The organism is Streptomyces sp. NPDC007872 (assembly GCF_042868165.1).
In the GTDB taxonomy this organism is placed as follows: domain Bacteria; phylum Actinomycetota; class Actinomycetes; order Streptomycetales; family Streptomycetaceae; genus Streptomyces.
The window spans coordinates 47,430-72,893 of the sequence record NZ_JBIAEA010000009.1 but is presented as its reverse complement, the minus strand read 5'-3'; the positions used below and the strand labels follow the sequence as shown (position 1 = coordinate 72,893).

27 protein-coding genes and 1 tRNA gene are annotated in these 25,464 nt (G+C 72.0%); 19 read left to right on the top strand and 9 right to left on the bottom strand.

Annotated features, from left to right (window positions below):
• Positions 1–70: 70 nt before the first annotated feature.
• The 3 genes from ACFYNX_RS27720 to ACFYNX_RS27710 form a co-directional block, all read right to left on the bottom strand.
• Positions 71–757 carry a phosphatase PAP2 family protein gene (locus ACFYNX_RS27720; protein ID WP_388665176.1) on the bottom strand — a complete coding sequence of 229 codons (687 nt, stop codon included), beginning with the start codon at positions 755–757 and terminating at the stop codon, positions 71–73.
• A 103-nt stretch (positions 758–860) separates the two neighbouring features.
• Positions 861–1,796 (bottom strand): M56 family metallopeptidase, encoded by a 936-nt coding sequence (locus tag ACFYNX_RS27715; RefSeq protein WP_365548108.1) that lies wholly within the window; start codon positions 1,794–1,796, stop codon positions 861–863.
• Between the two features lie 142 nt (positions 1,797–1,938).
• Entirely contained in the window at positions 1,939–2,511 is a 573-nt protein-coding gene (locus ACFYNX_RS27710) for a DUF5134 domain-containing protein (RefSeq protein WP_388665174.1), read from the bottom strand.
• 170 nt (positions 2,512–2,681) lie between these two features.
• Here ACFYNX_RS27710 and ACFYNX_RS27705 point away from each other — a divergent pair, with 170 nt between their 5' ends.
• The 8 genes from ACFYNX_RS27705 to ACFYNX_RS27670 all read left to right on the top strand — a co-directional run bounded on the left by ACFYNX_RS27705 (position 2,682) and on the right by ACFYNX_RS27670 (position 8,339).
• Positions 2,682–3,233: a GNAT family N-acetyltransferase gene (locus ACFYNX_RS27705; protein ID WP_388665172.1), complete on the top strand. Its 552-nt coding sequence runs from the start codon at positions 2,682–2,684 to the stop codon at positions 3,231–3,233.
• Between the two features lie 191 nt (positions 3,234–3,424).
• Entirely contained in the window at positions 3,425–4,837 is a 1,413-nt protein-coding gene (locus ACFYNX_RS27700) for a DUF6421 family protein (protein WP_388665170.1), read from the top strand.
• Positions 4,838–4,920: 83 nt separating this feature from the next.
• Entirely contained in the window at positions 4,921–6,150 is a 1,230-nt protein-coding gene (locus tag ACFYNX_RS27695) for a helix-turn-helix domain-containing protein (protein ID WP_388665168.1), read from the top strand.
• Between the two features lie 94 nt (positions 6,151–6,244).
• Positions 6,245–6,475, top strand: a complete 231-nt coding sequence (locus tag ACFYNX_RS27690) for a hypothetical protein (protein ID WP_388665166.1) — start codon at positions 6,245–6,247, stop codon at positions 6,473–6,475.
• Positions 6,472–6,702: a hypothetical protein gene (locus ACFYNX_RS27685; RefSeq protein ID WP_388665165.1), complete on the top strand. Its 231-nt coding sequence runs from the start codon at positions 6,472–6,474 to the stop codon at positions 6,700–6,702. The genes ACFYNX_RS27690 and ACFYNX_RS27685 overlap by 4 nt, the downstream gene beginning before the upstream one ends.
• 211 nt (positions 6,703–6,913) lie before the next feature.
• A tRNA-OTHER gene (locus ACFYNX_RS27680) sits at positions 6,914–7,013 on the top strand.
• A 97-nt stretch (positions 7,014–7,110) separates the two neighbouring features.
• Positions 7,111–7,575, top strand: a complete 465-nt coding sequence (locus tag ACFYNX_RS27675; RefSeq protein ID WP_388665163.1) for a glycine-rich domain-containing protein — start codon at positions 7,111–7,113, stop codon at positions 7,573–7,575.
• 71 nt (positions 7,576–7,646) lie between these two features.
• The gene (locus ACFYNX_RS27670) at positions 7,647–8,339 is read left to right on the top strand and encodes a class I SAM-dependent methyltransferase (protein ID WP_388665161.1); all 693 of its coding nucleotides are present in this window, start codon (positions 7,647–7,649) and stop codon (positions 8,337–8,339) included.
• A 614-nt stretch (positions 8,340–8,953) separates the two neighbouring features.
• On the opposite strand, the gene nrdJ is transcribed toward ACFYNX_RS27670, so the two are convergent.
• On the bottom strand, positions 8,954–10,639 hold the full coding sequence (nrdJ, locus tag ACFYNX_RS27665; protein WP_388665159.1) for a ribonucleoside-triphosphate reductase, adenosylcobalamin-dependent: 1,686 nt from the start codon (positions 10,637–10,639) through the stop codon (positions 8,954–8,956).
• Positions 10,640–10,755: 116 nt separating this feature from the next.
• Between nrdJ and ACFYNX_RS27660 the strand changes: the two genes are divergently transcribed.
• The 4 genes from ACFYNX_RS27660 to ACFYNX_RS27645 all read left to right on the top strand — a co-directional run bounded on the left by ACFYNX_RS27660 (position 10,756) and on the right by ACFYNX_RS27645 (position 13,653).
• Complete coding sequence (locus ACFYNX_RS27660) at positions 10,756–11,079, top strand: hypothetical protein (protein WP_388665157.1); 324 nt, start codon at positions 10,756–10,758, stop codon at positions 11,077–11,079.
• A gap of 44 nt (positions 11,080–11,123) precedes the next feature.
• Entirely contained in the window at positions 11,124–11,885 is a 762-nt protein-coding gene (locus ACFYNX_RS27655) for an SDR family oxidoreductase (RefSeq protein WP_365548097.1), read from the top strand.
• Positions 11,882–12,961 (top strand): threonine aldolase family protein, encoded by a 1,080-nt coding sequence (locus ACFYNX_RS27650; RefSeq protein ID WP_388665477.1) that lies wholly within the window; start codon positions 11,882–11,884, stop codon positions 12,959–12,961. The genes ACFYNX_RS27655 and ACFYNX_RS27650 overlap by 4 nt, the downstream gene beginning before the upstream one ends.
• A gap of 74 nt (positions 12,962–13,035) precedes the next feature.
• Positions 13,036–13,653: a transglutaminase family protein gene (locus tag ACFYNX_RS27645; protein ID WP_388665154.1), complete on the top strand. Its 618-nt coding sequence runs from the start codon at positions 13,036–13,038 to the stop codon at positions 13,651–13,653.
• Here ACFYNX_RS27645 and ACFYNX_RS27640 read toward each other — a convergent pair.
• Entirely contained in the window at positions 13,640–14,359 is a 720-nt protein-coding gene (locus ACFYNX_RS27640) for a 1-acyl-sn-glycerol-3-phosphate acyltransferase (protein WP_125665077.1), read from the bottom strand. The two genes, ACFYNX_RS27645 and ACFYNX_RS27640, sit on opposite strands and share 14 nt — an antisense overlap.
• 247 nt (positions 14,360–14,606) lie before the next feature.
• Between ACFYNX_RS27640 and ACFYNX_RS27635 the strand changes: the two genes are divergently transcribed.
• The 5 genes from ACFYNX_RS27635 (at position 14,607) to ACFYNX_RS27615 (ending at position 19,202) form a co-directional block, all read left to right on the top strand.
• The gene (locus tag ACFYNX_RS27635) at positions 14,607–14,918 is read left to right on the top strand and encodes a thioredoxin family protein (RefSeq protein WP_365548090.1); all 312 of its coding nucleotides are present in this window, start codon (positions 14,607–14,609) and stop codon (positions 14,916–14,918) included.
• Positions 14,919–15,197: 279 nt separating this feature from the next.
• Positions 15,198–15,722 carry a flavin reductase family protein gene (locus tag ACFYNX_RS27630; RefSeq protein WP_365548087.1) on the top strand — a complete coding sequence of 175 codons (525 nt, stop codon included), beginning with the start codon at positions 15,198–15,200 and terminating at the stop codon, positions 15,720–15,722.
• Between the two features lie 199 nt (positions 15,723–15,921).
• Entirely contained in the window at positions 15,922–16,707 is a 786-nt protein-coding gene (locus tag ACFYNX_RS27625; protein WP_388665151.1) for an electron transfer flavoprotein subunit beta/FixA family protein, read from the top strand.
• A 90-nt stretch (positions 16,708–16,797) separates the two neighbouring features.
• The gene (locus ACFYNX_RS27620; RefSeq protein ID WP_388665149.1) at positions 16,798–17,760 is read left to right on the top strand and encodes an electron transfer flavoprotein subunit alpha/FixB family protein; all 963 of its coding nucleotides are present in this window, start codon (positions 16,798–16,800) and stop codon (positions 17,758–17,760) included.
• 152 nt (positions 17,761–17,912) lie between these two features.
• Positions 17,913–19,202 carry a DUF6986 family protein gene (locus ACFYNX_RS27615; protein WP_365548078.1) on the top strand — a complete coding sequence of 430 codons (1,290 nt, stop codon included), beginning with the start codon at positions 17,913–17,915 and terminating at the stop codon, positions 19,200–19,202.
• Positions 19,203–19,248: 46 nt separating this feature from the next.
• Here the strand turns inward: ACFYNX_RS27615 and ACFYNX_RS27610 are convergent, their stop codons facing one another.
• Positions 19,249–20,283, bottom strand: a complete 1,035-nt coding sequence (locus ACFYNX_RS27610; RefSeq protein WP_388665147.1) for a LacI family DNA-binding transcriptional regulator — start codon at positions 20,281–20,283, stop codon at positions 19,249–19,251.
• Positions 20,284–20,435: 152 nt separating this feature from the next.
• Here ACFYNX_RS27610 and ACFYNX_RS27605 point away from each other — a divergent pair, with 152 nt between their 5' ends.
• Positions 20,436–21,425: an ROK family protein gene (locus ACFYNX_RS27605; protein ID WP_388665145.1), complete on the top strand. Its 990-nt coding sequence runs from the start codon at positions 20,436–20,438 to the stop codon at positions 21,423–21,425.
• A gap of 64 nt (positions 21,426–21,489) precedes the next feature.
• Here the strand turns inward: ACFYNX_RS27605 and ACFYNX_RS27600 are convergent, their stop codons facing one another.
• On the bottom strand, positions 21,490–21,714 hold the full coding sequence (locus ACFYNX_RS27600; RefSeq protein WP_365549485.1) for a hypothetical protein: 225 nt from the start codon (positions 21,712–21,714) through the stop codon (positions 21,490–21,492).
• 147 nt (positions 21,715–21,861) lie between these two features.
• Between ACFYNX_RS27600 and ACFYNX_RS27595 the strand changes: the two genes are divergently transcribed.
• Positions 21,862–22,896 (top strand): NUDIX domain-containing protein, encoded by a 1,035-nt coding sequence (locus ACFYNX_RS27595; protein ID WP_365549482.1) that lies wholly within the window; start codon positions 21,862–21,864, stop codon positions 22,894–22,896.
• 16 nt (positions 22,897–22,912) lie between these two features.
• On the opposite strand, the gene ACFYNX_RS27590 is transcribed toward ACFYNX_RS27595, so the two are convergent.
• A complete protein-coding gene (locus ACFYNX_RS27590) occupies positions 22,913–23,611 on the bottom strand; it encodes an MBL fold metallo-hydrolase (protein WP_365549479.1) in 699 nt (232 codons plus the stop codon).
• A gap of 96 nt (positions 23,612–23,707) precedes the next feature.
• Positions 23,708–25,072: a dipeptidase gene (locus tag ACFYNX_RS27585; protein WP_388665142.1), complete on the bottom strand. Its 1,365-nt coding sequence runs from the start codon at positions 25,070–25,072 to the stop codon at positions 23,708–23,710.
• Between the last annotated feature and the right edge of the window lie 392 nt (positions 25,073–25,464).

Below are 25,464 nucleotides of genomic sequence, written 5' to 3'. Positions count from 1 at the left end.
CCTCCGTGGCGGACCGCCGGGGAGGCCGTCTGTTCTGGGCGACACGGGGGATCGTCCAGAACAGGCGGCTTCACCGTTCCCCCGCCCTTCCGCTCCCACCGTCCGCGCCACCGGTCCCGGGCGCGGCCGGTGTCCCGCGCCGCTCGCCCCGGCGGTACGCGAGGATCGCCACGGCCACGCAGAACCAGCCGAGGAGCCACCCCCCGACGACGTCCGAGGGCCAGTGGACGCCCAGATAGGCCCGGGTCCACCCCACTCCGAGCACCGACACGGCCGCGGCGCCCGCCAGCGCGCCCCAGCCGCGCCACTCCTCCCGCCAGTGCAGCGCGAGGACCCAGAGCAGCAGGCCGCAGGTGACCGTCGCCGTCATCGCGTGCCCGGACGGGAAGGCCGCGTAGTGCGCCTGGTCCACCGGATCGGGCCACTGGGGCCGCTCCCGCCCGACCAGTGCCTTCAGGCCCTGCTGGAGCAGCACGGCGAGGACGCTCGCCCCGACCACCCACAGGGCGAGCCGCCGCTCCCTCCGCCACCACAGCAGCACCGCCGTGCCGGCGACCAGGGCGCGCATCGTCAACGGGTCCCAGACCCAGTCGCTCAGGACGCGGTTGACGCGGGTGAGGCCGGGGTGGGCGACGGCGCCGCGGTGCAGCTCCTCTGCGACCGACCGGTCGAAGGAGAGCAGCGGCGACCAGTTGGCGGCGACGAGCGCGAGCAGCAGGGCGGACAGGACTCCGGAGACCACGGCGGAGGAGCGCATGCGCCGATCCTGCCCCAGGATCGCCGCCGCACGACCCCTCACACGCCCCGGATACCGTGCCGCACGTCCCGCGCGCCTCCCGGGACACCACGGGGGCCGACCTCTAGCCCAGCGCGCGCAGGGCCGGGACGAAGGCCACGAGCACCGGGACCACGGGCACCAGGGCCGCGGCCGCCGTCAGGCGCAGCCGGCGCCCCGCGGTGAGCCGGGGCGCCGCGGTCAGGAGGCGGTTCACCCGCTGGGGCAGACCCGCGCCCGGGGCCGGGCCGGGCCCGAACACCCCCCGGTCCTCGTTCAGTCCGACCAGCGCGAGCGCGATCGTCAGACGGCCGAACCGGCGCGAGGCCACGTCGTCGGCGGCCAGCTCCACCAGGCGGTGCATCTCCTCGCGGAAGGCCGTGAAGACGGGGATCCCCGGGAAACCGGCGGCCAGCGCCGCCGAGCAGTGCAGCAGCCAGTCGTGCCGGGCGCGGGCGTGGCCCTGCTCGTGCGCCAGGACCGCGTCCAGTTGGCGCCCCTTCAGCCGGCGCAGCGCCGCCGTGGTGATGACGAGCTGGGGCGTGGGCCCCGCCAGCCACCAGGCGTCCGCCCGCTCACCCTCCAGGACCACCAGGCGCTCGCCGCCCGGCTCCTCGCCGGGCATCAGGGGCGCGCGGACGAGCAGGTCGCAGCGGCGCTGCCGGCGCCGGGCGCGGGCCCGGCCGATCTCCCGGCCCAGCATCGCCCCGGACCACACCCCGCCGGCCGCGAGGGCCACCGCGAGCACGGCGGACCAGGGGCCGCTCGTGCCGAGCTCGTACGCCTCGACCACGGCGCTCGGCGCGGGCGCGAAGACCTGCCCCCGCACGGCCTGCCAGGCGGCGGAGGCGCTGAACGTCATGGAGAGCGCGAAGCTCAGCAGGACGGCGGCCACCACGCACTGCCACACCCACAGGGCCACCACGGGTTCTCGCTCGACCCAGTCCGCCCGGGACAGCAGCCGGGGGGCCGCGAGGGCGGTCAGGAGGCCGAGCAGGAACAGCGCGAGGGAGACCCACATGGCGCCAGCCTATGAGCGCGGTACCGGCCGGGGGTACGGGCGCGGAGATCAAGTGACGTACGCCACGGTTTCGTTGTCCGCCGGACGGCCGGTCGGACGCGTGCCCCTCCGTCCGGTGAGCGATTCGCCTCCCCCGGAGCGTTCAGAGCGTCACGAGCATCGCCACCATGCCCAGCGCCATCGACAGACGGCACGCCAGCGTCATCTCCGGCCCGCCCGCCCGGTCCGCCCCGCCCGCCGGCGCCGGACCGCCCGCGGGCGCCGCCACCGGGACGAGCCGCGTCCCCGCGCGGAGCACGTACGCCGCGTAATAGAGGAGGAGCCCGCCCGTGAGCACGGGTATGCCCCCCGCGCCCGTCGCCGTGTGCCCCGCGTGCGCCCCCGGCGCGCCCGGGACCGCCATCGCCACCGCCATGTAGACCATGGCGAGCGAGCCCACCAGGTGGTGCAGGTGGTGGCCGCCGTGCCGGGCGGCGAGCAGGCCGTGCAGCGCCGTCGCGCCGAACACCGCCGCGTACACCGCCCAGCTCCACCCCGGCGGCCTCAGGACCGCCGCGGGCAGCGCCATGGACGCCATCCCGAACCCCATCACCGCCTCGCCGCCCGCGGCCCGCCGCTCCTCCCCGGCGCACGCGCGCATCCGCAGCAGGCAGTACACGCCCGTCACCGCGCACAGGGCGACCAGCAGCCACCCGGACAGAGCCGGTCCGTGCACGGCACACCTCCCCCTCGACACCGTCCCTCCGCAGGAAGATGCCCGCCTCTCCGGAGGGGTACGCGGGCGCACGGTTGCGCACGGGCGTACGAGGGGGAGCGAAAGGTGCGCGCGTTAGGCTCGGGACGATCGCGCACGCCGATCGTCGACGCCCGAGGGGAGCCCCGTACATGGACACCGCCACGTCCCAGGAGACCGGCCGGATCAGCTATCGCGAAGCGGTCCTGGAGGACGTCCCCGTCCTCGTCCCGCTCGTGGAGTCGGCCTACCGGGGCGACGCCAGCCGGGCCGGCTGGACCACGGAGGCGGACATCCTCCAGGGGCAGCGCACCGACCCGGAGGGCGTGGCCGCCGTCATCACCGCCCCCGGCAGCCGCCTCCTGGTCGTCGAGCGGGACGGCGAGGCCGTCGCCTGCTGCCAGTTGGAGCACCGCGGCGAGGCCGCCTACTTCGGGATGTTCGCCGTCCGCCCCGAACTCCAGGGCGCGGGCCTCGGCAAGCGGATCATCGCGGAGGCCGAGCGCCGGGTGCGCGAGCTGTGGGACGTGCGCGAGATGCACATGACGGTGATCTCCGTGCGCGAGGAGCTGATCGCCTGGTACGAGCGGCGCGGCTACCGGCGGACGGGCCGGACGACGCCGTTCCCCTACGGCGACGAGCGCTTCGGCGTGCCCCGGCGCGACGACCTGGAGTTCGAGCTGCTGGTCAAGCCGCTGGTGTGAGCCGGGGCCCGGCGGGCCCGCGGGCACCGAAACGCCCCGAAGGGCGGAAGCGTGGCCTCACCCTCTGGCGACAGGAAAAACTTCTGTCGACAGGGGGGTCTCGCAGGATAATTTCCCTTGCTCCTCTTGTGGGGGAGAAGCGTCGATGTATACGGTGTCTTGACGCGAGGTTCTCCTGTGGAGGAAGAGGCATGACGGAAATTCTTGTGCAGGACGTGACCGGTGAGGGGATATCCACCGACGCCCGGGTGATCGACCACCCGGCCTGGCCCGAGCTCAAGAACGCCGTGGAGGAGATCCGCGCCTGGCAGCAGGCGGACGGCTCCGTCGACTTCGAGGCCGAGGACGCCCCCGCCCGCTCCCTCGTCGAGCTGACCCTCGACCGGGTCGTCGCCGCGGTCGAGCGGCTCGCCCCCCTCCTCCCGCACGACGCCGCCTACCACCGCGCCCTCGTCTCCGACCTGCGCAAGTGGGCCGCGAGCGGCTTCGCGGTGCCGGACTTCCTGGACGCGCTGCTCGCCTTCCAGCCGGCCGCCGACCGCGCCGACGGGCTCCAGCACCTCGTGCTCTTCCCGATGTACACGCAGAACGGCAACCCGGACCGCAACCTCGAGGCCGTCGTGCTCCGCATGGTCTGGCCCGAGTGGCTCGCCGACCTCGAGCGCACCCGCTACGACAACCCGCTCTTCTGCGGCATCACCTTCGAGGACTTCACCGCCGGGTACGACACCCACTCGGCCGTCCTCTTCCCGGAGACCATCGCCGTCCGCGAGGCCCCCGAGCGCTTCACCTGGGGCGGCATCTTCTGCGACCGCGAGGCCGCCCGCTTCCGCAAGGTCACCGAGGCCGCCGTCGACACCCTGGGCATCGAGCTGCCCGCCGACATCGCCGCCATGATCGACGACCAGGAGCGCTGCGAGAAGGCCTTCGTCCTCTGGGACATGGTCCACGACCGCACCCACAGCCACGGCGACCTGCCCTTCGACCCCTTCATGATCAAGCAGCGCCAGCCCTTCTGGATGTACGGCCTGGAGGAGCTCCGCTGCGACCTCACCGCTTTCAAGGAGGCCGTGAGGCTGGAGGCCGAGGGCAACACGCACGGCCGTGACGTCCAGTACGCCGTCCTCTTCGACCGCATGTTCCGCTTCCCGCTCTCCGGCGACCGGAACCGCAACTACGACGGCCTCGGCGGCCAGCTCCTCTTCGCGTACCTCCACCGGCACGACGTGGTGCGCTGGACGGACAACACGCTCAAGATCGACTGGCAGCGGGCCCCCGAGGTCACCAACCAGCTCTGCGCCGAGATCGAGAAGCTCTACCGCGACGGCATCGACCGCCCCAAGCTCGTCCACTGGTTCAAGGCGTACGAGCTGGTCTCCACCTACCTCGCCCCGCACCCGGGCTCCACGTGGGCCAAGGGCCCCGACGCCCTCGACCTCTCCCTGCCCCCGCGCAAGCTCGTCGACGACGTGCTTCCGGACGAGTTTCCGCTCAGCATGTTCTTCGAGGCCCTCGCCAAGAAGCTGAAGGGCGTGATCGCCGACACCAAGGGGATTCGCGGGGACTCTTCAGGTTTCAAGTTCGAGGTCGGCTCGACGAAGTAGAGCGCCTGATCGGTTGGCCCCCGTCTCCGGACGGGGGCCTTCTGCGTTCACCAACCGGCGTACGCTGGCATGGAGGTGATTCCATGTCGCTCCAAGAGAACGTCCGCAACCATCGGCGCCGCGAGGGATGGACGCAGGAACGGCTCGCCGAAGAGGCCGATCTCTCGGTGGGCACCATCCGCAAGGTCGAGCAAGGCGGGACTGCGTCCGTCGAGACGATTCACGCGCTCGCCCGAGCTCTCGGCACCACGACCTCCAGCCTGTTCGCCTCCGAGGCGCCGGCCCCCGTCCATGAGGCGGAAGGCGACGGCCCCAAGCTGACCGAGCTCCGCAAGGCGCTCATGCCTCCGATCGGACTGACCACGGTGGTGACCGAGCCCACCGACATCCGAGACCTGCACTCGATCGACTCGGACATCGCCGACTCGCACTCCCTGTACCACGCTGACCGCTACGACTCCGTCGCCAAGCGCCTGCCGGGCATTCTGCGCGCCAGTGAGACGGCGGTCGCCCTCAGCGACGGGGAAGCGCGCCAGCAGGCGGTCGTCACACGCGCTACCGCCTTCCTCCTGGCCGGGAAGTACCTCACCCAGGTGAGGCGCTACGACATGGCCTACCACGCCCTCTCGCGGGCCATCATGGACGCTCGCGATGCCGGCGAGACCCAGCTCGCAGCCACGGGCATCGTCGGGATGGGCTGGCTCCTCCTGCGACAGGACCGCTTCGACGAGGCCGAGCAACTGGCCGCCACCACGGCCGAGGAGATCGAACCCCGCCCTTCCACCGCCACGCCGGGCCAATGGGCCGTCTGGGGCGAGCTGAACCTCCGTGTCGCGTCCGCTGCCCGTCGCAACAACCGCCCCGACGTCGCCAAGCAGGCCCGACGCATGGCTGCGACCGCCGCGAGCGCCCTCGACCGCGAGCACATCGACTTCCGGGAGCACTGGACGACGTTCGGGCCCGTGACGGCCGAGGCGAAGGTGATTGAAGACCTCGCCCTCATCGGGGACGCCCGCGGAGTGCTCAATCGGGCCGACGACGGGCCCGTGGGCCGCAAGGCGGTCAAGAGGCTCGGCCGGCCGAGCGCGAACAACTGGTCTCGGCATCGCCTGGACGTCGCGAAGGCCCACGTGCTCCTCGGATCACACCAGGACGCGATGGACGAGCTCGCAGGCATCAAGGCCGAGGCTCCAGAGTGGCTGCGACACCAGGCGATGGCCCGTCACGTCATGCGGGACATTCTGAGTCACCGCAAGCGCACTCTGACCCAGGACATGCGCGACATGGCCGTTCACCTGGGCGTTGCAGGGTAACTACCATGCCTCGTAGTAGTTCCTGGCGATCAGTCAGGTAACTACCACGGGGCATGTCTGGTTCACCATGCTCACCCCTCGTAACTTCGTGGTCATGGCGAGCGACCAAGGAACCAGACCGGAAATCGGCGAGGTGGCCAAGGACTTGGGCACCGGCAAGATCGGCCTCGTGATGGGCGAGCAGCACGGCAAGGTGCAGCTCCGCCCCCTGAGCGGCGGCCTTGAGTGGGACGCGGAACCGCGCGAGATCGTTGCGCCCCGCGCGCAGGAGGAGCTGAGTGCTCGCCTTGCCGTCGCGAACAAGCGGTCGAGGTGGGGTCTGTGAGCAGAGTCTTCGCTCTGGCGAAGTGGACCATCACGCCCGACCGCGAGCCCGGCACCGAGCCGGTCACGCACGCCATGCAGTGCAAGGAGTGCGGGGAGAAGTCGGACGGCAGTGGTGACTGGGAAGCTCCTCAGTCCTGGGCGCTGATCCACTCCGGACGGAACCCGACGCACACCGGGTACCGCGAGATCATCACGCGGTCGTACCGAACGAGGATGAAGCAGTGATGCGCGTCCTCGGCCGGTACGCCGGCTTACTGATGATCATCATGATCAGCGCCTCATGCGGCCTGGTCCTCGGCGTCGCTGTAGCCGGCGCCCTCTGAACTGACCCGCCCTGCACCTACCCCGCAGGCTCCCCCGCCCGTGCGGCAGGGCGGGTCACCGGCCCACCGCCTCGTCGGCGTCTACCCCGCGCTCCGGCGGGGCGGTGGCACCATCCCCCGTAGCTCAGTCAGGAAGAGCACCGCAGTCCGGCAGGTTCTTTGCCTGTTCTTGCTTGCCGCGCGGAGACCCCGGTTCAAGTCCGGGCGAGGGAGCCGCCCCGCCCCCGTGGATCTCTTGGTCGAGTGCCAGGGGGCGGGGCCCGGCAAAACCAGCACGTTCATGCACCATCCGACGACGGAAGGTAAAAACGTGACCATCACCAATGTGCGACCGGAGCAGGCGGCAAGCCTCCTCGGCCCCGAGATGCGCGCCGACCTCATCGCGTTCGTCCGCGAGGACTACTGGCCCGAGCTCACCGACGACCTCGGCGAGCGCGGCGTGGACCAGATGATCGCCTTCCTCGCCGTGGCCGGCGCCACCGAGGAGAAGATGGCGCCGAGCCTGCGGGTCGACCAGTTCTGGCACGCCTTCATGCTGCACACCGCCTCGTACGCCGCGTTCTGCGACAACCTCGGCACCGGGTTCATCCACCACGTTCCGGACCGGAACTCGCACAACCCCGCCGAGGGTCGGAAGATGCTCGCCCGGACCCGCGACATCATCGAGGCGGCGGGCTTCAAGATCGACGCCGACTTCTGGCCGGCGGAGGGGAAGGTCGACTGCACCCAGAGCTACGCCGGGTGCACCGACAGCCCGGTGACCAAGGGCAAGTAGACCCATGATGTACGCAGCCGCCCGGTGCACGTTGCCGGGCGGCTGCGCCCGTGATCGAGAACGGATGATGAGTGGCTGACACCCGAAGCGCAGCGTGGGACACGTACGCGCAGACCAAGCCCCAGCGTCGGGCGACGAACGCGAAGGGGGAGACGACCTGGTTCAACTGGACGCAGCACCCTGACCACGGGCCGGGAGCGATGCTCCTGGATCTGCGCGAGGGGCAATCGGCCCTCGACCTCGGGTGCGGATCGGGCGGGAACCTGGCGCACCTGGCCACCCTCGGGATGCGTGCCGTGGGGGTCGACCTGTCGCCTCGGCAGATCGCCAAGGCGGTGGAGCGCTGGCCTGACGTCGACATGGACATCCACCAGGGCGAGGCGGTGGAGTTCCTGGAGAAGTGGCCGACCCACTTCGACGCGATCTACTCGGTGTTCGGCGCCGCCTACTTCACCGATCCCGACCTCATGCTCCCGGCCGTCCACGCGCGCCTGAAGCCCGGCGGCGTGTTCGCCATGTCGCAGAACCCTGCGGTCGAGGGGTGCTACGGCTGCCAGGCGTCGTACATCCCGCGCGGGGCCGACGAGGACCCTGCGATCGTCAAGCGATGGGACTACCCCGCAGACACCTGGGCGACGATGCTGAAGCAGCACGGCTTCGAGGAGGTCACCGTCACCATCCTGCCTGCCCCCGAGGCGGGTAAGAAGAAGATCGGCACGTTGCTGATCCGCGGCCGGCGCGGGCACGACTGGCCCCGGAACTGACGACGAAGCCCCCCTACCCGCGAAGGTAGGGGGGCTTCGTCATGTCGTCAGTTTGTATTTGAGTCGTAGCGCTGTGCTACCTTGAAGATCTGCGGGACTCCTCTGGAGGCAACCGTGCGAACGCGCCCAGCAGCCGGGCGCGAACGCTGAAAACGCAGACCCCTCGAAGTTCGCGGGGTGTTCGACCAAAGGGCTCCGGCAGTGCCTGAGTCCATCCGCCACACCGAGTTTGTTGACGGCTGCTCGACAGAACTCGACCGAGGTATCCACCCAGTCCGCCACTGGGCGGGATGCCTCACACCACCTGTTGTCACTTGGGTGGTCGGTCGAGTCTGTCGCGATTCGCTGGCCACCCCGTAAAGAGGGGCTTGAGCAGTGAACATGAGCCGTCCGGTTGCCATTCTGATGTCTTTCATGGCCTCCGTGAACGTCGGACTCTCGTGCGGCATCGTCGCGGGCTTCCTGGGGGAGACGCTGTCGACCAGGATTGCGTGGGGAGCCGGCGGCTTCCTGGGGTTTGCCCCCCTCTGCCTCGGAGCCCTCGCCTTCCTCTCCGGAGGTGGTGAGTCCGGCGGCCCCCGACCCGGTGAGATGAATCGGGGGCTGCCGGCCGGCTACCGGACCGGGCAGGCGCCGGAGGCGCAGTCCTCGTCCGTGCCGTCCTCGACGGAGGTCACGTCGTAGGCGCTGAACTCCTCCTCGGTGAGCCGCTCGTACGGGGCCTGTTCGCGGGTCCCGTCCGGCATCAGAGTGGTGCCCTTCAGGTCCGGGAGCCACATCTCGATGATCTCGGCGGCCTCGTCGACCGTGTACTTGCCTTCGGGGAAGTTCACCGTGAACGAGACCGCGTTGTCGGCGTACTCCTCCTGGTACATGGACTGGAAGGCGAGCATCGAGCTCAGACTGATCTCGTCGGCGGACTCCACGATCGCGGGGTCGTAGCCCAGGGCCTCGACCTCGGCGACCAGCTTCTCCTTGGTGGGGTAGGCCACGACCATCGTGTTGCCGGACTGGTCGTAGATGCACTTCTCCACCAGGTGGCCGGCGTTCACCGCTTCCTGCACGGTTGCGGCCTGGGCCGGGTCGGTCATGGAGAACCGGACGCGGCGCAGGAAGTACCGGGCGTAGATCGGGTGGATACCCTCGCTCACTCCGGGGAGCTTCGCGATCGAGCCGGTCGGGGCCACGGTGGTCACCTTCACGGGCTCTGGGACGCGGAGCTGGAAGGCGTACTCGCGGGCCTCGTCGCGGACGGCGTCGTACAGGTTACCCAGCAGGGTACGGAACGGCTCGTTGAACGGGGCGTTGGAGTAGCGGATGCCGATCTTGGCGAGGTAGCCCTGCACGCCGAGGTGGCCGACGCCCACGCGTCGCTCGCTGTGCATGACCTCGCGCTGCTGGTCGTCGGTCATGTCGCCGTAGGTGGCGCGTATCAGGAACCGCGTCATCAGCTCGTGCGCCCGGTACATGCCCTTGAAGTCGGGCCGGCCGCCCTCTTCCTTCGGGGCGAAGTAGTCGAGGTTGACGTGGCCGAGGACGCAGGCGCCGGTCTCGGGGAGCGCGATCTCGCCGCAGGGGTTGGTCGCGATGACGGGGTTGACCTCGCCCTCGTTGGAGTACGAGCTGTTCCAGTAGCCGGGCTCGCCGTTCCGGAGCATCCCTTCGACGACCTTCTTGTGGACCATCCAGGCCAGCTCGTTGCCACCGGGGCCGAAGTCGTCGTGCTTCGTGCCGTTGAGGTAGCCGACGAAGTCGTGGTCGATCTCGACGCTGATGTTCGTCGTCCAGTGCTTCGAGCCGTCCGCCTTGCAATCGAGGAAGGCGTCGATGAAGGGGTCGTTCCACTTGCAGATCGCCATGCGGGCCGAGCGGCGGACGCCGCCCGAGACGACGCACTCGGCGATGGCGTGGTCGATCTCCATCGCCTCGACGGGGGTCAGGTGCTCGTAGCCCCAGCCGAAGCCGTCGCCGACCTCGACGTGTCGCTCACCGACCGCGCCGTTCAGGACGACGGCGACCTCCTGGAGCATCCTGGCGAAGGGGCCGGGGCCCGACGCGGTGCCGCCGAAGGTCTTCAGCCGGCTGCCCTTGCAGCGCACGCGGGAGACGTCGTAGACGCGCTGCTTGTGCTTGACCGGCTCGTCGGTCATGGAGGTGTCGATCAGGTCGACGAGGGCGTCGGCCCAGCCCTCGCGGGAGTCCTCGACCTCGAAGGCGCCGGCCCAGTCGCTGTTGTACTCGGTGGAGAGCAGGCCCGCGGCCTTCATCTCCTCGTAGTCCTGGTGCATGGGGTCGCACACGACGTGGACACGGAATCAAGATCCCACTTGGGGTCTCCGACGAGCAGTGGGACCGCATCGAAGGCATCCTGGCAGGGGGGCGCAAGCCCAAGCCCGAGGATCGGCCGTGCTTCGAGATGTTGCTGGAGAAGCTGCGCGAGGACAAGGGGTGGCACGACTACGACCGCGATGAACGCATGGGTGGGAAGGGCTGGGGCTTCTTCTACCGCCTCGGGTGCCGCTGGTTCAGCGAGGGCATGTACGCCCAGGCCCTGGAAAATCTTGCCCCGTACGAGGGAATCGAAGCTCCTACTGGTTACACTCTGCCTCCCATGAAGATTTTCGGTGTAATCGACGATTCCCCGGAGGATGTAGTGAAATCTGAAGCGCACGAGCGAACTGCTTCCACCAAGGGGATCACCGCCGCCGGCGCCCCGCGCACCGAGCGGGCCGCCGCGTGAGCGCTCCTGCCGAGCACCCGGGGAAGACGGAGGAGACGGTGTCCATGAACGCCGACGGAAACGGCGCGCCGCTCGACGGCGCCGTCATCGCGGTCGCCGGCGCGGCCGGTCCCGCGGGCCGGGCCACGCTGCTGCGGCTCGCCGAGGCGGGCGCGACCGTGATCGCGTCCGACGCCGACCCGGCCCGCCTCGCGGAGGCCGTCGACGCGGCCCGCTACGCCCACGGCGGCGCCACGGTCGTCGGCGACACCGTCGACCTGCTCGACCTCGCCGCCACCCGCGACTGGGCCGCCAAGACCGAGAAGGAGTTCGGCCGGATCGACGGCCTGGTCCACCTCGTCGGCGGCTGGCGCGGCAGCGCCTCCTTCACGGAGACCGAGCTCAAGGACTGGGACTTCCTGGAGAAGCTCCTGGTCCGCACGGTCCAGCACACCTCGCTCGCCTTCCACGACCCGCTGCTCCGCGCGGGCGGCCGCGGCCGCTACGCCCTGATCAGCCAGGCCGGCGCCCACAAGCCGGTCGCCGGGAACGCCGCGTACAACGCGGGCAAGGCGGCGGCCGAGGCCTGGACCCTGGCCATGGCGGACTCCTTCCGCAAGCTGGGGGGCGACGACGGTCCGCAGGCGGCGGCTGCGATCCTGGTGATCAAGGCGTTGGTGCACGAGGCGATGCGCGCCGAGCGACCCAACGCGAAGTTCGCGGGCTTCACCGACGTCGACGACCTGGCCGCGGAGATCGCCGGCCTGTGGGACAAGTCCGCCCAGGAAGCGAATGGACAGCGTCTGTGGCTGACCCCCAAGCCGTGACCGCGGCCCTCGGCCCCCGGACCGACGCGCGCCGTCACCACGACCCGTCGGTCCGGGGCTTCGCCAGCGACAACTACGCCGGCGCCCACCCCGAGATCCTCGCGGCCCTCGCCCTCGCCAACGAAGGCCACCAGGTCGCCTACGGCGAGGACCGGTACACCGACCACCTCCAGCGGATCGTGCACAGCCACTTCGGTCAGGGCGCCGAGGCCTTCCCGGTCTTCAACGGCACCGGGGCCAACGTGACCGCCCTCCAGGCCCTCACCGACCGCTGGGGCGCCGTCGTCTGTGCCGAGTCCGCCCACATCAACGTGGACGAGGGCGGCGCGCCGGAACGGATGGGCGGCCTCAAGCTGCTCACCGTGCCGACCCCGGACGGCAAGCTCACCCCCGAGCTGATCGACCGGCAGGCCTGGGGCTGGGAGGACGAGCACCGGGCCATGCCCCAGGTCGTCTCGATCACCCAGAACACCGAGCTGGGCACCGTCTACACGGTGGACGAGATCCGCGCGATCGTGGAGCACGCCCACTCCAAGGGCATGAAGGTGCACCTCGACGGGGCCCGGATAGCCAACGCCGCCGCCTCGCTCGACGTGCCCATGCGCGCCTTCACCAACGCGGTGGGCGTGGACGTGCTCTCGTACGGCGGCACCAAGAACGGCATGATCTTCGGCGAGGCCGTGATCGTGCTGAACCCGGACGCGGTCAGCCACATGAAGCACCTGCGCAAGCTGTCCATGCAGCTCGCGTCGAAGATGCGCTTCGTGTCGGTGCAGTTGGAGGCGCTCCTCGCGAAGGACCTCTGGCTGCGCAACGCCCGCCACGCCAACGCGATGGCCCAGCGCCTCGCGGCCGGGGTGCGCGCCCTCGACGGGGTGGAGATCCTCTACCCGGTCCAGGCCAACGCGGTCTTCGCCCGCCTCCCGCACGAGGTGAGCCGCCGGCTCCAGGAGCGCTTCCGCTTCTACTTCTGGGACGAGGTCGCCGGCGACGTGCGCTGGATGTGCGCCTTCGACACCACGGAGGACGACGTGGACGCCTTCCTCCAGGCCCTGAAGGAAGAGCTGGCCCGCTAGCCCGCACTGCATGAGTATGCGGCCGGACGGAAATCGATTGATTCCGTCCGGCCGTCTTCGTAGGGTCGGCCCGTATGGAACTCGTCCAGCAGGACCCCGACATCAGCGCCTATCTGGCCGCGAGCGAAGCCGTCGACCACGGCCACCCGGTCGTCCGGGAGATCGCGCACCGTCTCTCCTTCGCGCACCCCGGCGCATACGCATACGCCGAAGCGGCCTTCGACCACGTACGCGACGACGTCCCGCACTCCATGGACACCGGCGACCCCCGCGTCACCTGGCGCGCCTCCGACGTCCTGGAGCTGCGCACCGGCATCTGCTACGCCAAGTCGATCGCGTACGCGGCGCTCCTGCGGGCCCGGGGCGTCCCGGCCGCCCTCTGCTACCAGCGCCTCACGGACGACGACGGCTCCCACCCCGTGGTGCACGGCCTCGTCGCCGTCCTGCTGCCCGGGGAGCGGACCTGGGCCCGCCAGGACCCGAGGGGCGACCGGCCGGGCATCGCCACCCGCTTCTCCCTCGGGGAGGAACGCCTCGCGCGGCCCGTACGGCCGGAACTCGGCGAGGTGGACTACCCGCCGCTCCACGCCGAACCCCACCCGGCCGTCCTGGCGGCCCTGCGGGCCGCGCCCGACCTGAGCCGCCTGGAGCGGACGCTCCCCGCGGAGCTCGGGCCGGTCAGGCTTCCTTGACCTGGGCCGGCGTCGGAGCCGTACCCCCGAGGTGCGCGGGCACCCACCAGGTGTCGCCCGCGTCCTTGGGGCGGACCGGGTAGGCGCGCTGCGCGGCCTCCAGGAGCTCCTGGACGCGCTCGCGCAGCCGCCGGGTGATGGCGCCCGCGTACTGGTCGGCGGGGGCCTCCACGGCCTCGCCGACGCGGATCGTCACCGGGATGTGGTTCCGCTTGAAGTTCCGCGGCCGGCCCTTCGTCCAGATCCGCTGGGTGCCCCACAGCGCCATCGGGATCAGCGGGACGCCCGCCTCCTGCGCGAGGCGCGCCGCGCCCGTCTTGAAGCCCTTGAGCGTGAAGGACGGGGAGATGGTGGCCTCGGGGAAGACGCCGATGATCTCGCCGGCCCGCAGCGACTCCAGGGCGTGCTTGTAGGCGTGCTCGCCCTGGGCGCGGTCCACCGGGATGTGCTTCATGCCGCGCATGAGCGGGCCCGAGACCTTGTGCCGGAAGACCGAGTCCTTCGCCATGAAGCGCACCAGGCGCTTCTGGGGCAGTGCGGCGAGACCGGTGAAGATGAAGTCCAGGTAGCTGATGTGATTGCTGACCAGGACGGCTCCGCCGGTGCGCGGGATGTGCTCCGAACCCTGCGTGTCGATCTTCAGGTCCAGCGCCTTGAACATGGTCAGGGCGGCGCCGATGACCGGCCGATAGACGAGTTCTGCCATCGGAGAGGAACCCCTTCTTCCTGCTTGTCCGGGGAGGGTTCTCCCGGCGAAGTTACGCGGCCGTAGGTTTTCGGCTTCGGGCAGATCGTGCCCCATGTGGGACGTCGTGACCAGCCTGAGCGGCCTCGGGCGGGGAGATTCTCGTCACTCGCGGTGGCGGGAACGGGAATCGAACGTCACCCCTGGAACGCTGTACCCCGTGACGCGCGGAACAGACGTGCGCGCACCGAGACGGAGGGGGGGAGGAATGAGCGAGGTCCTGGGGCCGGAGGTGCTCGGCGCCGCACTGGGGGAGCGGGCCACCCTGGTCCAGTTCTCGACCGCCTTCTGCCAGCCCTGCCGGGCGACCCGCCGCACCCTCGCCGAGGTCGCCGCGATGGTGCCCGGCGTGGGGCACGTCGAGATCGACGCCGAGGAGCGGCTCGACCTCGTGCGCGCGCTCGGCGTCGCGCGCACCCCCACCGTGTTCGTCCTCGACCGGACCGGCCGCGTCGTCCGCCGGGCCGCCGGACAGCCCCGCAGGGCGGACGTCATCGCCGCCCTGGGCCGGGCGGTCTGACGCGGTGACACCTCTTTCCCGTACGTGCGCGGCGACCCCCTCTCCTCGTGGGCACGCGGCGGCGCTCCTCCCCCGTACGCGCGCGGTGACGCTCCTCCCACATCGCGGTACGCACTTGACTGCACCCGCCACCGATCGTCACCCTGACGGAGTGACTCTGGAACTCCTTCTCTACGGGCGGGCCCACGTGGACCTGGCCCGCAACGCGAGCGCGCGCTGTCCGGGCGTCTGACCCACCCCAGGACTCCTCTCATGCCGCCCTCGCAGAAGGACAATTCCATGACGGTTTCGCCCGAGCTCCGCACCGTTCCCACGATCGGCGCGCCCCGGCAGGCCTCTCCCGATCTGCTCCGCTCCGTCTTCCGCCGGCACGCGGCCGGCGTCGCGGTCGTCACCGCGCACGGCGAGCGCCCCGTCGGGTTCACCGCGACCTCGCTCAACTCCGTCGCCGCCGAACCGCCCCTGATCTCCTTCGGCGTGGGCACCACGTCCTCCTCCTGGCCGGTGGTCTCCGAGGCCGAGTTCATCGGCGTGCACATACTCGGCGAGCACCAGCAGGAGCTGGCCGCCACCTTCGCGCGCAGCGGCGCCGACCGCTTCGGCGAGGGGACCCGCTGGAGCGTCGGTCCCGAGGGCGTGCCCGTGCTCGACGACGTCCTCGCCTGGCTGGTGTGCCGCGTCGTGGCCCGGGTGCCCGCCGGGGACCACCGGATCGTCATCGCGCAGGCGGTCGCGGGCGACCCGGACGGGGCGGGCCGGCCGCTCCTCTACCACCACGGACGCTTCAACGCGCTGCGCGACTGAGAGTTCCCGTACGCGCCGCTCTCCGCGCGTTGGGAAGGTCACACGGCTGAGCGCTTGCTCAGCGGTAACGAACTGGGTGTACTGGCGAGTAATATTTTGGTCGGGGCGTCCGGCGCCCCGACCGGAAACCCGCCCTTCAGGCGCCTATGCTGCGAGCAACAAGGCAGCCCAGTTATGACGATGCAGTAGGAGAGCCGGCGTGAGCTTGAGGATCGTTGTCTGTGTGAAGTACGTGCCCGACGCCACCGGCGACCGGCACTTCGCCGATGACCTGACGGTGGACCGCGACGACGTCGACGGCCTGCTGTCGGAGCTCGACGAGTACGCGGTCGAGCAGGCCCTGCAGATCGCGGAAGAGGCGGACGACGCCGAGGTCACCGTGCTCACGGTCGGCCCCGAGGACGCCAAGGACGCGCTGCGCAAGGCGCTGTCCATGGGTGCCGACAAGGCCGTCCACGTCGAGGACGACGACCTGCACGGCTCCGACGTCATGGGCACCTCGCTGGTGCTCGCCAAGGCCATCGAGAAGACCGGCTACGACGTGGTCATCGCCGGCATGGCCTCCACCGACGGCGTCATGGGCGTCCTGCCCGCGATCCTGGCCGAGCGCCTGGGCGTCCCGCAGGTCACGCTGCTCTCCGAGGTGAAGATCGAGGGCGGCAAGGTGACCGGCCGGCGCGACGGCGACGCCGCCTCCGAGCAGCTCGAGGCCTCCCTCCCGGCCGTCGTCTCCGTGACGGACCAGTCGGGCGAGGCGCGCTACCCGTCCTTCAAGGGCATCATGGCCGCCAAGAAGAAGCCGGTGGAGTCCCTGGACCTCTCCGACCTCGACCTGGAGGCCGAGGAAGTGGGTCTGGAGGGCGCGTGGACCGCGGTCGACTCCGCCACCGAGCGTCCGGCCCGCACGGCCGGCACGATCGTCAAGGACGAGGGCGAGGGCGGCAAGCAGCTCGCCGAGTTCCTCGCGGGCCAGAAGTTCATCTGAGACTTCAGCCGCGCGAGCCGGACGTGCGTCCGGGGACCCGCGCGAGCCGCCTCAGACCTCCCCCTCACCTTCGCAGGAGATTGAATCCCCATGGCTGAGATCCTCGTCTACGTCGACCACGTCGACGGAGCCGTCCGCAAGCCCACCCTGGAGCTGCTGACGCTCGCCCGCCGCCTCGGCGACCCGGTCGCCGTCGCCCTCGGCAACGGCGCCGCCGACACCGCCCCGGCCCTCGCCGAGCACGGCGCCGTCAAGGTCCTGACCGCCGACGCGCCCGAGTTCGCCGACTACCTGGTCGTTCCCAAGGTCGACGCCCTCCAGGCCGCCTACGACGCCGTGTCCCCGGCCGCCGTCCTCGTGCCGTCCTCGGCCGAGGCCAAGGAGATCGCGGCCCGCCTCGCGGTCCGCATCGGCTCCGGCGTCATCACCGACGCCGTGGACCTGGAGGCCGGTGACGAGGGCCCGGTGGCGACGCAGGCCGTGTTCGCCGCCTCCTTCACCACCAAGTCCCGCGTCTCCAAGGGCACCCCGGTCATCACGGTCAAGCCGAACTCGGCCCCCGTCGAGGCCGCCCCGGCCGCCGGCGCCGTCGAAGCCCTGTCGGTCTCCTTCGGCGCCCTGGCCACCGGCACCAAGGTCACCTCGCGCACCCCGCGCGAGTCGACCGGCCGCCCGGAGCTGACCGAGGCCGCGATCGTGGTCTCCGGCGGCCGCGGCGTCAACGGCGCCGAGAACTTCGCGATCATCGAGGCCCTCGCCGACTCGCTCGGCGCGGCCGTCGGCGCCTCGCGCGCCGCGGTGGACGCCGGCTGGTACCCGCACGCCAACCAGGTCGGCCAGACCGGCAAGTCGGTCTCGCCGCAGCTCTACATCGCGTCCGGCATCTCCGGCGCGATCCAGCACCGCGCGGGCATGCAGACCTCGAAGACGATCGTCGCGATCAACAAGGACGCCGAGGCGCCGATCTTCGAGCTCGTCGACTACGGCGTGGTGGGCGACCTCTTCGAGGTCGTCCCGCAGCTCACCGAAGAGGTCAAGACCCGCAAGGGCTGACCTGCGGTTCTGTCGGACCGGGGGCCGCACGGTGGATTCTCACCGTGCGGCCCCCGGCCGTTTCGGACACCCATTGACTCAGCTCCGGCCGCCGGTTAACTTCGCCATACGGATTGTTGATTCCGTGCAGCGGAAAACAGGAGGGTAGTGGGATGGGTCAGCAGGAGAAGGTGTCGACGAGCCTCGCGGGCGCGGTCAGCGAGGGCATCAGCGCCTCCCTCGCCGCGGTGGACGCCGAGCTGGACCGTCGCTACCCGGGAGACCCCGGCACTCGCCAGCCCGTCCACACCGTCTACGTCCCCGGCAACCTCTTCGACGCCGGCACCGTCCGCTCCTGGGGCGACCAGGCCCTCGCCGCCCTCGACGAACACGCCCCCGACGCCGCCTCCTTTGCCGCCGTCCTCGGCCTCTCCGACGACCTCGCCGAGGACGTGTACGGCCGCGTGCGGGCCAAGCTGGAGCGGGAGCCGATCGAGGACCTCCGGGTCGACTTCGAGGACGGCTACGGGGGCGACGACGAGGACCGGGACGCGGCCCGCGCCGCCCGGTTGGTCTCCGAGGCGTACGCGAACGGCACCGCCGCCCCGTACACGGGCATCCGGATGAAGTGCATGGAGGCCGCCGTACGCGACCGGGGCATCCGCACCACCGACGTCTTCCTCACCGGCCTCCTGGAGCACGGCGGCCTCCCCGAGGGCCTCGTCCTCACCCTCCCCAAGGTCACCTACCCCGAGCAGGTCACCGCCTTCGTGCGCCTCCTGGAGGCCTTCGAGAAGGCCCACGGCCTCGACGCCGGCCGCCTCGGCTTCGAGATCCAGATCGAGACCAGCCAGGCCATCCTCGCCGCCGACGGCACCGCCGCCGTCGCCCGCATGATCGGCGCCGCCGAGGGCCGCGCCACCGGGCTGCACTACGGCACCTTCGACTACAGCGCCTGCCTCGGCGTCTCCGCCGCCTACCAGGCCAGCGACCACCCGGCCGCCGACCACGCCAAGGCGATCATGCAGGTCGCCGCCGCCGGCACCGGCGTCCGCGTCTCCGACGGCTCCACCAACGTCCTGCCGGTCGGCTCCACCGCGCACGTCCACGAGGCCTGGCGCCTGCACTACGGGCTCACCCGGCGCGCCCTCGCCCGCGCCTACTACCAGGGCTGGGACATGCACCCCGGCCACATCCCCACCCGCTACGCCGCCGTCTTCGCCTTCTACCGCGAGGGCTTCGAGGCCGCCGCCAAGCGCCTCTCCGCCTACGCCAACCACGCGGGCGGCGACGTCATGGACGAGCCCGCCACCGCCAAGGCGCTCAGCTCCTACCTGCTGCGCGGCATCGACTGCGGCGCCCTCGACACCGCCGAGGTCGACGCCCTCACCGGCATGACCCGCGCCGCCCTCGACCGCTTCGCGGCCCCGCGCCGCGGCGACCTCACCGCCTCGGCCGAGTAGCCGCCCGGGAAGGACCGGCCGCCCGGGGAAAGCCGTCCGGCCGGCGTCAGGCCGCCGGCGGCGCGACCTCGCCCGAGCCGCGGGCGAGGAGCGTCGTGCCGAGCACCACCCGCTCCGGCGCCCCCTCGGCCCCGTCCAGGCGCCGGAACAAGCGCTCCGCCGCCGTCCGGCCGAGCGCGGCGGCGTCCTGGGCGACGACCGTGATGCCGAGCAGGTCGGCCAGTTCGATGTCGTCGAAACCGACCAGGGCGACCGGCCGGGCGTGCGCGGCGAGGATCCGGACGGCCGTGACGGTGACCCGGTTGTTCCCCGCGAAGAGCGCCGTCACCGGCTCCGGCGCGGCCAGCATCCCCCGTACCGCCGCGCCCACCCGCTCCGGGTCGGTCGGGCCCGGCGAGACCCACTCCTCCCGGACCGGCAGGCCCGCGTCCTCCATCGCCGCGCGGTAGCCCCGCAGCCGCTCGGCCGCCGTGTGGATCCGCGGCCGGTCGCCGACGAAGCCGATCCGGCGGTGACCGTGCGCGATCAGGTGGGCCGTGCCGTCGCGCGCCCCGCCGAAGCTGTCGGAGAGGACCGCGTCGGCGTCGATCCGCCCGGCGGGACGGTCGACGAAGACCGTGGCGACGCCCGCCCTGATCTCGGGCTCCAGGTACCGGTGGTCGTCACCGGCCGGGATGACGATGAGGCCGTCGACCCGGCGCGCGCACAGTGCCAGCGCCAGCTCCTGCTCCCGGTCGGGGTCCTCGGCGCTCGACCCGTTGATGAGGAGGGCCCCGTGCGCCCGCGCGACCTCCTCGACCGCCCGGCTCAGCGGACCGTAGAAGGGGTCGGCGAGGTCCTCCAGGACCAGGCCGACGGTCGCGGTCCTGCCCTTGCGCAGGACCCGCGCGCTGTCGTTGCGCCGGAAGCCGAGGACCTCGATGGCCTCCTGCACCCGCCGCTCGGTGTCGGGGGTGACGCCCGGCTCGCCGTTCACCACCCGGGACACCGTCTTCAGGCCCACGCCGGCCTTGGCGGCGACGTCCTTCATCGTGGGCCGGTTGCCGTAGCGGCGCTCGGAGCGGTGGGCGGTGTCGGCCACGGTCTGCGGCTCCTCCGTCGTGTCGGGACCCCGCCGTGGCCGGGCCGTCTTTCGGGCTCCGGACGAGCATAGGACCTGGACAACGTTGTCAGGCCGCGTGAGACCATACGGACGCCCGACCGTTCCCGGCCTTCCCCGGAGGTTTCCCGCCCATGCACACCGACCTCGCCACCGGCCTCGTCGTCGCCCTCGACATCGGGGGCACCAAGATCGCCGGGGCCCTGGTCGACGGAGAGGGGCGCGTCCGCGTCCGGTCCCGGCGGCCCACGCCCGCGCGTGAGGACGCCGAGACGGTGATGGCGGCGGTCGAGGACGTCCTCGGCGAACTCGCCGCCTCTCCGCTGTGGGAGGCCGCCGACGCCGTCGGCATCGGCAGCGCGGGCCCGGTCGACGCGGCCCGGGGGACCGTGAGCCCCGTCAACGTCCCCGGCTGGCGCGACTACCCGCTCGTCGAACGGGTCCACCGGGCCGCCGGCGGACGCCCCGTCACCCTCGTCGGCGACGGCGTCGCCATGACGGCGGCCGAACACTGGCTCGGAGCCGCCCGGGGCCACGACAACGCCCTCTGCCTCGTGGTCTCCACGGGCGTCGGCGGCGGCCTCGTTCTCGGCGGGCGCCTCCACCCCGGCCCCACCGGCAACGCCGGTCACATCGGGCACATCGTGGTCGAGTTGGACGGCGAGCCCTGCGCCTGCGGCGGGCGCGGCTGCGTCGAACGCGTCGCCAGCGGGCCCCACCTGGCGCGGCGCGCCCTGGAGAACGGCTGGCGGCCGGGGCCCGACGGCGACGTCTCCGCCGCCGCGGTGGCCGCCGCCGCGCGCGCCGGGGACCCGGTGGCCACCGCCGCGTTCGAGCGCGCGGCCCGGGCGCTCGCGGCGGGCATCGCCGCCACGGCGGCCCTCGTCGAGATCGACATCGCGGTCGTCGGCGGCGGGGTGGCGGGCGCCGGCGAAGTCCTCTTCGCCCCGCTCCGGCGCGGCCTCCGCGACTACGCCACGCTCTCCTTCGTACGGGACCTGACGGTCGTCCCCGCCCTCACGGGCACGGACGCGGGCCTCCTCGGCGCGGCGGCGGCCGCCACGCGCGCGCGGCAGCCGGGGGCGCGCACCGGCGCGAACGCGGGTGCCGGCACCGCTCCTTGAGCACGCGGGAACGGGGTGTGGGAGGAGAGGGAGCCGCGCGGCTCCCTCTCCTCCCACACCCCGTTCACTCCCGTACCCGCTCGGCCCTCCTCTGGCCGACCAGTCTGCCCTCGGCCGCCCTCCGCTCCGGCGGTCTCTGTTCGACGACCACCAGGAACGCGTCGGACTCCAGGTCCATCACGACCCGGGCGGGCACTCCCTCGTTCCGGCGCGCGCCGGCGAACTCCTCGGCAGGCCAACTGCCCCGCGGGCCGCCGGCGGGAAAACGTTCGAGAACCGTACGACTCATCTCCACACCCCTCGTGCTTGCCGTTCCCAACGACGGTTTCCCCGAAGCGTCACGCCCATGCCGATCGCTCCGCCGATCCATACGTTCGTGGTTTCCGTGGCAGGGTGTTGCGGGCAAGCCACAGGGGGCTACCGAAGAGGGGGAAACGTGATCGTCTGGATCAACGGGGCGTTCGGCGCGGGAAAGTCCGGCACCGCGCGCGAACTGGTCGATCTGATCCCGCACAGCACCCTGTACGACCCCGAGGCCACCGGCGACGCGGTGCGCCGGCTCCTTCCGGCCAAGCGGCTCGCCGAGGTCGAGGACTACCAGGACCTGCCGATCTGGCGGCGCCTCGTCGTCGACACGGCCGCCGCCCTGCTCGCCGAGGTCGGCGGCGTCCTGATCGTCCCCATGACCCTGCTCCGCCAGGAGTACCGGGACGAGATCTTCGGCGGGCTCGCCGCCCGCCGCATCGAGGTGCGCCACATCCTGCTCGCACCTGAGGAAACGATCCTGCGTCAGCGGATCGACACCCGGGAGGAGTACGGCGACCCCGAGGTCGACGCCCGCGTACGGGAGTGGAGCCACGGGCACGTGGACCCGTACCGCGCCGCCCTCGACTGGCTCGCCACCGACGCGTACACCGTCGACAACTCCGCGCTCACCGCGGCGGAGACCGCCCGGACCGTCGCCGACGCGGTCCGGGACGGGCGCGCGGCCCCCTGCGGGATCGTCCAGACGCCCGAACCGACCGGCGAGACCGTCGCCGCCGGCGTGCTGCTCTTCGACGAGCAGGACCGCTTCCTGCTCGTCGACCCCACCTACAAGCCCGGCTGGGAGTTCCCCGGCGGCGTCGTCGAGCCCGGCGAGCCCCCGGCCCGGGCCGGGATGCGGGAGGTGGCCGAGGAGGTCGGCCTCGCGCTCGACGCCGTGCCCCGGCTGCTGCTCGTCGACTGGGAACGCCCCGAGCCCCCCAAGTACGGAGGGCTGCGCCTCCTCTTCGACGGCGGCACCCTCCGGCCCGCCGACACCGGGCGGCTGAGCCTTCCCGGGGCCGAACTGCGCGACTGGCGCTTCGTCACCGAGGAGGAGGCCGCCGACCTGCTGCCGCCCGTCCGCTACCAGCGCCTCCGCTGGGCCCTGCGCGCGCGGGAACGGGGCACGGTCCTCAACCTGGAGGCCGGGGTGCCGGTGGGGTGAACCCCGCCGGAGCCGCTCAGACCGGGACCTCCCCGGCTGTCGCCGCCGCCCTCAGCCGGGCCGCCGCGTCCGTGACCACCGGCGCGCCGTGCCCGCAGCACAGCACCGACGGGTCGAGCTCCGCCAGCCTCCGCATCGACTCCAGGGCGAGGGCGCGGTCGACGTGGAACACGCCGAAGGTGACGCCCCGGACCGAGGCCACCGTGTCCCCGGCGAACAGCACGCCGTGGCGGGGGAGGTGCACGGCCATCGAGCCCGGGGTGTGGCCGGGGGTGTGGACCGCCACGGCCCCGTCGCCGAAGCCGAGCTCCTCGCCGTCCTCGACCTCGCGGTCCACCCGGGTCGGCGGCGCCTCCGGCACGGTCAGGCCGTGCGCGTACAGCGGGAGTTCCCAGTCCAGGAGGTCGGGCTCGGGCACCGGGGCCTCGCCCCGGACCACCGGCGCGTCCAGGCGGTGTGCCACGATCTCGGCCCCGTGGCGGTCCGCGAGCTCCTGGGCCGCGCCCACGTGGTCCCGGTGGCAGTGGGTCAGCACGATGCGGCGCAGCCGGTCCGGGTCCAGACCGGCCGCCCGTACGGCCGCCGCCGTCGCGTCCGCCGTCCCCGCCCAGCCCGCGTCGATCAGGGTCAGCTCCTCCTCGTCCCGCCAGAGGTAGGCCTGGCCGATGGAGTGGTCGAGCAGGTGAAGCCGTGGAGTCACGGTGATGGGGTCCATGCGGCGAACCTACGCGTCCACGCGGGTCCGCCGCCCGGTTCTACGCTCTCGGCGAGCTTCGCCGAACGCTGAACCCGATCGGGAACCGGCGAGCCGTCAGATCTGCTTCGAGCGCGCGTAGTTGACGAGGAAGTGCGCCTCGGCCACCGACAGGCGCTCCAGCTCCTCCGGGGACACGGACTCGTTGGGCGCGTGGATCTGCGCCTCCGGCTCGCTCAGGCCGATCAGCAGGATCTCCGCCTCCGGGTACAGCGAGGCCAGCGTGCTGCAGAGCGGGATCGAGCCGCCCAGGCCGGCCGTCTGCATCTCCTGACCGGGGTACGCGACCTCCATCGCCTCGGCCATCGAGGCGTACGCCGGGCTCGACGTGTCCGCCTGGAACGCCTGGCCCTGGCCGACCTGCTCCAGGGTCACCCGGGCGTTCCACGGGGTGTGGTTCTCGATGTGGGCGAAGAGCAGCTTCGTCGCCTCGGCCGCGTCCTGGCCCGGCGGCACCCGCAGGCTGACCTGCGCGCGGGCCGTCTTCGGGACGGACGGGGTGGCGCCGGCCACCGGGTGGCAGTCGATGCCGACGACGGTGACGGCGGGACGCGCCCAGATGCGGTCCGCGACCGTGCCGCCGCCCGGCAGGTCCACGCCCGGCAGCACCTTGGCGTCCTGGCGGAAGTTCTCCTCCGGGTACTGGAGGCCCTCCCACACCCGGTCGCCCGGCAGGCCGTCGATGACGGTCGAGCCGTCCGGGCCGCGCAGCGAGTCGAGCACGCGGATCAGCGCGGCGAGCGCGTCCGGGGCGGCGCCGCCGAACTGGCCGGAGTGCAGGTTGCCCTCCAGGGTGTCGATCCGCACCCGGATCATCGTCATGCCGCGCAGGGTCGCGGTCACCGTCGGCAGGCCCACCCGGAAGTTGCCCGCGTCGCCGATCACGATCGCGTCGGCGGTCAGCAGCTCGGGGTGCTCCTCCGCGTACCGCTCCAGACCGCCGGTGCCCTGCTCCTCCGAGCCCTCGACGATCACCTTCACCGTCACCGGGACGCCGCCGTTCGCCTTCAGGGCGCGCAGCGCGAGCAGGTGCAGGATCACCCCGCCCTTGCAGTCGGCCGTGCCGCGTCCGTACCAGCGGCCGTCGCGCTCGGTCAGCTCGAACGGCGGGGAGAGCCACGCGGCCTCGTCCAGCTTCGGCTGCACGTCGTAGTGCGCGTAGAGGAGGACGGTCGGGGCGCCGGCCGGGCCGGGCAGTATGCCGTACACGGCCTGCGAGCCGTCCGGGGTGTCGAGCAGGGCCACGTCCTGGAAGTCCTCGGCGCGCAGCGCGTCCGCGACCCAGTTCGCCGCCGCCTCGCATTCGCTGCGCGGGGCCACGTTCTCGTCCGCCACCGACTCGAAGGCCACCAGCTCCGTGAGCTCCGCCCTGGCGCGGGGCATCAGGGACCGTACGGTCTCGGCGATCGGATTCGAGGTCATGGGCACGCTCCTGATGGGTGCGACGTTACGACGGGAGGAGGCGTCCGTCGCGTGTCGTGGCGCGGCGAACGCACCGTCGATCCTACGGCCGGGGCCCCGGCTACCGCGCCGTAGGATGCGTCAGGAGCAGACCCCCGGTCGGATCAGGAGCAGAAGCACATCGTGAGCAGCGAGCACGCAGGGAACGCCGGTCCGGAGAACACCGAGCCCGAGGGCGCGGCTCCTGAGGGCAGCGGTGCGGAGGCGGCGAGGGACGGCGTCGGGGACGACGTCACGGGCGAGGGGGCGGGTGACGTGGCGGACGACGTGACGGAAGGCGCGGTGGGTGACGTGACGGACCGCGCCGGGGACGGGGCTTCCGCCGCGGACGACGGGACGGCGGACCCGGACGG

What these genes read in the sequence shown, in the direction of transcription:
- ACFYNX_RS27720 (WP_388665176.1), bottom strand. Translation starts at nt 757, where the DNA reads ATGCGCTCCTCCGCCGTGGTCTCCGGAGTCCTGTCCGCCCTGCTGCTC.
- ACFYNX_RS27715 (WP_365548108.1), bottom strand. Translation starts at nt 1,796, where the DNA reads ATGTGGGTCTCCCTCGCGCTGTTCCTGCTCGGCCTCCTGACCGCCCTC.
- ACFYNX_RS27705 (WP_388665172.1), top strand. Translation starts at nt 2,682, where the DNA reads ATGGACACCGCCACGTCCCAGGAGACCGGCCGGATCAGCTATCGCGAA.
- ACFYNX_RS27700 (WP_388665170.1), top strand. Translation starts at nt 3,425, where the DNA reads ATGACGGAAATTCTTGTGCAGGACGTGACCGGTGAGGGGATATCCACC.
- ACFYNX_RS27695 (WP_388665168.1), top strand. Translation starts at nt 4,921, where the DNA reads ATGTCGCTCCAAGAGAACGTCCGCAACCATCGGCGCCGCGAGGGATGG.
- ACFYNX_RS27690 (WP_388665166.1), top strand. Translation starts at nt 6,245, where the DNA reads ATGGCGAGCGACCAAGGAACCAGACCGGAAATCGGCGAGGTGGCCAAG.
- ACFYNX_RS27660 (WP_388665157.1), top strand. Translation starts at nt 10,756, where the DNA reads ATGTTGCTGGAGAAGCTGCGCGAGGACAAGGGGTGGCACGACTACGAC.
- ACFYNX_RS27655 (WP_365548097.1), top strand. Translation starts at nt 11,124, where the DNA reads ATGAACGCCGACGGAAACGGCGCGCCGCTCGACGGCGCCGTCATCGCG.
- ACFYNX_RS27645 (WP_388665154.1), top strand. Translation starts at nt 13,036, where the DNA reads ATGGAACTCGTCCAGCAGGACCCCGACATCAGCGCCTATCTGGCCGCG.
- ACFYNX_RS27640 (WP_125665077.1), bottom strand. Translation starts at nt 14,359, where the DNA reads ATGGCAGAACTCGTCTATCGGCCGGTCATCGGCGCCGCCCTGACCATG.
- ACFYNX_RS27635 (WP_365548090.1), top strand. Translation starts at nt 14,607, where the DNA reads ATGAGCGAGGTCCTGGGGCCGGAGGTGCTCGGCGCCGCACTGGGGGAG.
- ACFYNX_RS27630 (WP_365548087.1), top strand. Translation starts at nt 15,198, where the DNA reads ATGACGGTTTCGCCCGAGCTCCGCACCGTTCCCACGATCGGCGCGCCC.
- ACFYNX_RS27620 (WP_388665149.1), top strand. Translation starts at nt 16,798, where the DNA reads ATGGCTGAGATCCTCGTCTACGTCGACCACGTCGACGGAGCCGTCCGC.
- ACFYNX_RS27615 (WP_365548078.1), top strand. Translation starts at nt 17,913, where the DNA reads ATGGGTCAGCAGGAGAAGGTGTCGACGAGCCTCGCGGGCGCGGTCAGC.
- ACFYNX_RS27605 (WP_388665145.1), top strand. Translation starts at nt 20,436, where the DNA reads ATGCACACCGACCTCGCCACCGGCCTCGTCGTCGCCCTCGACATCGGG.
- ACFYNX_RS27600 (WP_365549485.1), bottom strand. Translation starts at nt 21,714, where the DNA reads ATGAGTCGTACGGTTCTCGAACGTTTTCCCGCCGGCGGCCCGCGGGGC.
- ACFYNX_RS27590 (WP_365549479.1), bottom strand. Translation starts at nt 23,611, where the DNA reads ATGGACCCCATCACCGTGACTCCACGGCTTCACCTGCTCGACCACTCC.
- ACFYNX_RS27585 (WP_388665142.1), bottom strand. Translation starts at nt 25,072, where the DNA reads ATGACCTCGAATCCGATCGCCGAGACCGTACGGTCCCTGATGCCCCGC.